At 51.4% G+C, this 3,579-nt stretch carries 4 protein-coding genes; 2 read left to right on the top strand and 2 right to left on the bottom strand.

The window, feature by feature from the left end; all coding sequences use genetic code 11:
- Together IGR76_02915 and IGR76_02910 are read left to right on the top strand one after the other, a co-directional pair.
- On the top strand, window positions 1-176 hold a 176-nt coding region (locus tag IGR76_02915), incomplete at its 5' end, for an IS5/IS1182 family transposase (protein ID MBF2077483.1).
- Between the two features lie 56 nt (window positions 177-232).
- Window positions 233-712: a hypothetical protein gene (locus tag IGR76_02910; protein ID MBF2077482.1), complete on the top strand. Its 480-nt coding sequence runs from the start codon at window positions 233-235 to the stop codon at window positions 710-712.
- A gap of 284 nt (window positions 713-996) precedes the next feature.
- On the opposite strand, the gene IGR76_02905 is transcribed toward IGR76_02910, so the two are convergent.
- Both IGR76_02905 and hflX read right to left on the bottom strand, forming a co-directional pair.
- Window positions 997-1,638, bottom strand: a complete 642-nt coding sequence (locus tag IGR76_02905) for a PAS domain-containing protein (GenBank protein ID MBF2077481.1) — start codon at window positions 1,636-1,638, stop codon at window positions 997-999.
- Entirely contained in the window at window positions 1,607-3,430 is a 1,824-nt protein-coding gene (hflX, locus tag IGR76_02900) for a GTPase HflX (protein MBF2077480.1), read from the bottom strand. The genes IGR76_02905 and hflX overlap by 32 nt, the downstream gene beginning before the upstream one ends.
- Between the last annotated feature and the right edge of the window lie 149 nt (window positions 3,431-3,579).

Genomic DNA, 3,579 nt, shown 5'->3' with positions numbered 1-3,579 from the left:
GCTATCATCGTCGTTCGATTGCTGAAACTACCATGTTCCGCTTTAAGACTATTTTTGGGGGCAATCTCAGTGCACGTCAATTTGACAATCAAGCCGTGGAATTGTTCATCAAATGTGTTGCGCTCAACCGCATGATTCAGATCGCTAAACCCGATAGCTACAAAGTCGAAGCTTAATACCCGGACGACCTCAAGGTGAGCCTGATCATCCTTCTAATCATGCAACAAAGCCTGTGATAACTGAAATTTACCATGCCTCTCCTGCCCGCAACCCCTCTTTCATGCAACAACGCCAAGACTTAGAGAAAGATAAAAACGGCCATGTGTTTCCTGTGGCTGGAACGATTACCTACGATAACGACTCTGTGAATCAAATCAGCATCAACCGCCGCATTGCAATTCACGAGATGGCCTATATTTTAGGATTGGTATCGGTAAACTCTGGATTTTTTGATTCAGCAACGTCAACGTACAAAGCCAAATCCCATGCAGGCTGGGCCTATGGTGAATTGTTAGGCACCTACAGGCAAACGGCAATTCCGATGATTGGCAAGGAATACTGGGACTATATTGATTTTCCGAACGAAGCCTTGAATGCCTCTGCAGGCCCTCCAAATGGACTCGTGAGCCAAATGACCATTGCGGCTCTAAGGGACATAGGCTGGAATGTAAATTATGGAGCCGCAGATGACTATTTGTTGCCTGTACGGTAGCTATAGCTTGGATCCCAATCTCTAGGGCTCATTCAGCTTGAGAAAGTGCCATTCTAGAGACGCTGTCACTAGTAGTTCGCCAATCGAACTATGCCTAGTGGCGACACTTCTGATAAACTGACTCAAACCCAGAGAGTTAAATATGAGTCAGAAGCGATACATCGTCAATTTGACAGATACAGAAGTTCGAGAGTTAGAAACCCTGTTGAGAACAGGTAAACACGCCGCTCGTAAACTCACCCGTGCTCGTATTTTGGGCGTTGCTGAATAGCGGTATGAATTCGCTAAAAACTGAACGAGATTCCAGTCATTGCAGCCATCAGTTCATACCTGGAATCAGCAACGCCAGACGTCTTACCAATTACCGCATCTTCAGGTACCCCAAGCGATTGCTGCAAAACTTGATTAACAAACGTAACACGTCCCTCTAAGTCAATGCGGTAGAGATTGACCGGAAGGGAGTTAACCAGGGATTCATAAAGCGTCTGACTGGTCTGCAACGATTGTTCAATCCCTTTTAGCTCGGTGATGTCCGTCTCTACACACAAGATGGACTGAGGATGCCCGTCTTTGTCCCGCACTAAATCCCAACGGATGGAAACGGTCAGCTCCTGCCCTGACTTAGTCCACTTTTTCAATTCCCCTTGCCATGCTCCTTTTTCTAAAGCAATCTGTTTCGCCATGTCCAAGTCGGGAGAAGGGGACGGGCTCATCAAGAGGGATACCTCTGGGTGACAGGCTTCTTCGGCTCGCCAGCCATACATGCGCTCTGCTCCCTTATTCCAAAAGCGGATGTTCCAATCCAGGTCTTGAACGATGATGGCATCGGTGGTAATGTTGAGCGGATCCGCTTGTTGGAGGATGAGTTCAGCATCCTGCTGCTGTTGTTGGATATCAGCTCGCAGTTGTTGAGTTTGCTGTCGCATAGTCCACCAATAACGCTAATCGTTGGCGTAGAGTTTCCAGTCCCAGGCGATCGCGGGCTGAGATAAAGACAGCCTGAGGATATTCCTCTTGGGCGATCGCTAAGGTATCGCTATCCACCTGATCTAGTTTGTTAAAGGCTAGTAGAATCGGCCCTGGCGTAATCGGCATTTGCGTCAGAATCTGCATCACCGCTTGGATTTGGGTCTGCCAAGCTGGATGGGACAGATCCACCACATGCAGTAGCGCATCGGCTTCGGTCACTTCTTCCAGGGTGGCGCGAAACGCATCGACTAGGGACGGTGGTAGTTCGTGGATAAATCCCACCGTATCTGTGAGTAGGATCGATATAGGTTCATTGTTGTCAGCATCATTAACCGTCAGGCGGCGGGTGGTGGGATCGAGGGTAGCAAAGAGCTGATCCGCCGTGTATACTTCGGCATTCGTTAGGGCATTTAGTAACGTAGATTTTCCAGCATTGGTGTACCCCACCACGGCAATGGAGGGAACATCGTTGTGCTGTCGTTGTCGGCGTAGGCGTGCCCGATGCGCTTGAAGCTGGTTTACCTCTTGCTGGAGGCGAGAAATACGGCGTTGGATGGCTCGTCGTTCGGTTTCTAACTTGGTTTCCCCAGGGCCACGGGTTCCGATCCCCCCACCCAAGCGAGACATGGTGCGACCTCGTCCGGCTAGCCGAGGCATCATATATTCCAACTGCGCCAGTTCCACCTGGAGTTTCCCAGCTCCCGACTTGGCGCGTTGGGCAAAGATATCGAGAATGACTTCGGTGCGATCGACCACCCGTACGCCAATGCGGTTTTCCAGGTTCCGCACTTGGGCAGGTGATAGATCCCGATCAAACACCACCAGATTGGCTCCCAGGGTTTGGGCAGCAAGGGCAATCTCTTCGACCTTCCCTTCGCCCACGACCGTTTGGGGATGGGGGCGCGATCGCTGCTGCTTTAGGACTTGCAACACCTCTCCCCCTGCCGTTTCGACTAACCGACCCAATTCATCCAAAATATCTTGAACTTGCCGTGCCGAGTACTCCTGGGTGACTAGACCGACAATCAAAACGCGATCGTGGTCGGTATCGACCTGCTGCGCGGTAAACAGTCGTCGAAATTCTTCCTCTAAGCCTTCAGCCAGATCCAGGAAATCCTGCTCGCCCAACACGTCTAAACTCATGGCAGGTGATACGCTCCAGCGAGCGTTTGGATCAGGGACGAGGTGAGCCAGATAGGTTTCGCGCACATAACCTGTCGAACCCCCTCCTCGACGCTGAAACCCGCCTCCTGATAGGGTCAGCAACGCCAGGGCATCCAATCGTTGCAGTGCCATAGCGGTTAACACGGCATCACTGGGCGGCGTGGCGTTTTGCTGGGTGGCAATACAGCGAATGCCGGATAAACGCTCTGCACCGTAGCGGGGAAGCTCCATCGGGGGAATTTGGGTTTGGCGGGGGGTACCGACTCCCACCCGAATCACCTGTCCGCGACGGTTGACGTACACGCAAACGGGTTGGTCAATATCTGTACTGACCGCTGCAATCCGCTGAGCAAACTCCGGGGTCGTGACGCGATTGCCCGGTAATCGCTCATGGTACAGCCGCTTCAACTGCTTGATTTGGCTCGGCTTTAACCCTTGCAGGGTTCCATAGATCGTCTCGATAGGCACTCCTGACCGGAAAAGCGTTCTACAACACTCTAGATTGAAGATTACACTAGGATCATCTCGCGATCGCCCTTGGCACTTACCCCATCGGTATGCGACCTTGGGGATCAACGGGATCATCATCCATTCTAGAATAATTCGCGACATCCCTACGCTTTTGCTGATTTAGCACCGAGACGCAGAGATAGTAGTGCTTCAGTACGACTGACCATGGCAATGCCTGAGATCCTATGCTAATTCCACTCACCCGCAAGAAATTTGAAGACCTC

Source organism: Synechococcales cyanobacterium T60_A2020_003, assembly GCA_015272205.1.
In the GTDB taxonomy this organism is placed as follows: domain Bacteria; phylum Cyanobacteriota; class Cyanobacteriia; order RECH01; family RECH01; genus JACYMB01.
The sequence above is the reverse complement of the archived record's forward strand: the minus strand, read 5'-3'. Positions and strand labels throughout refer to the sequence as shown.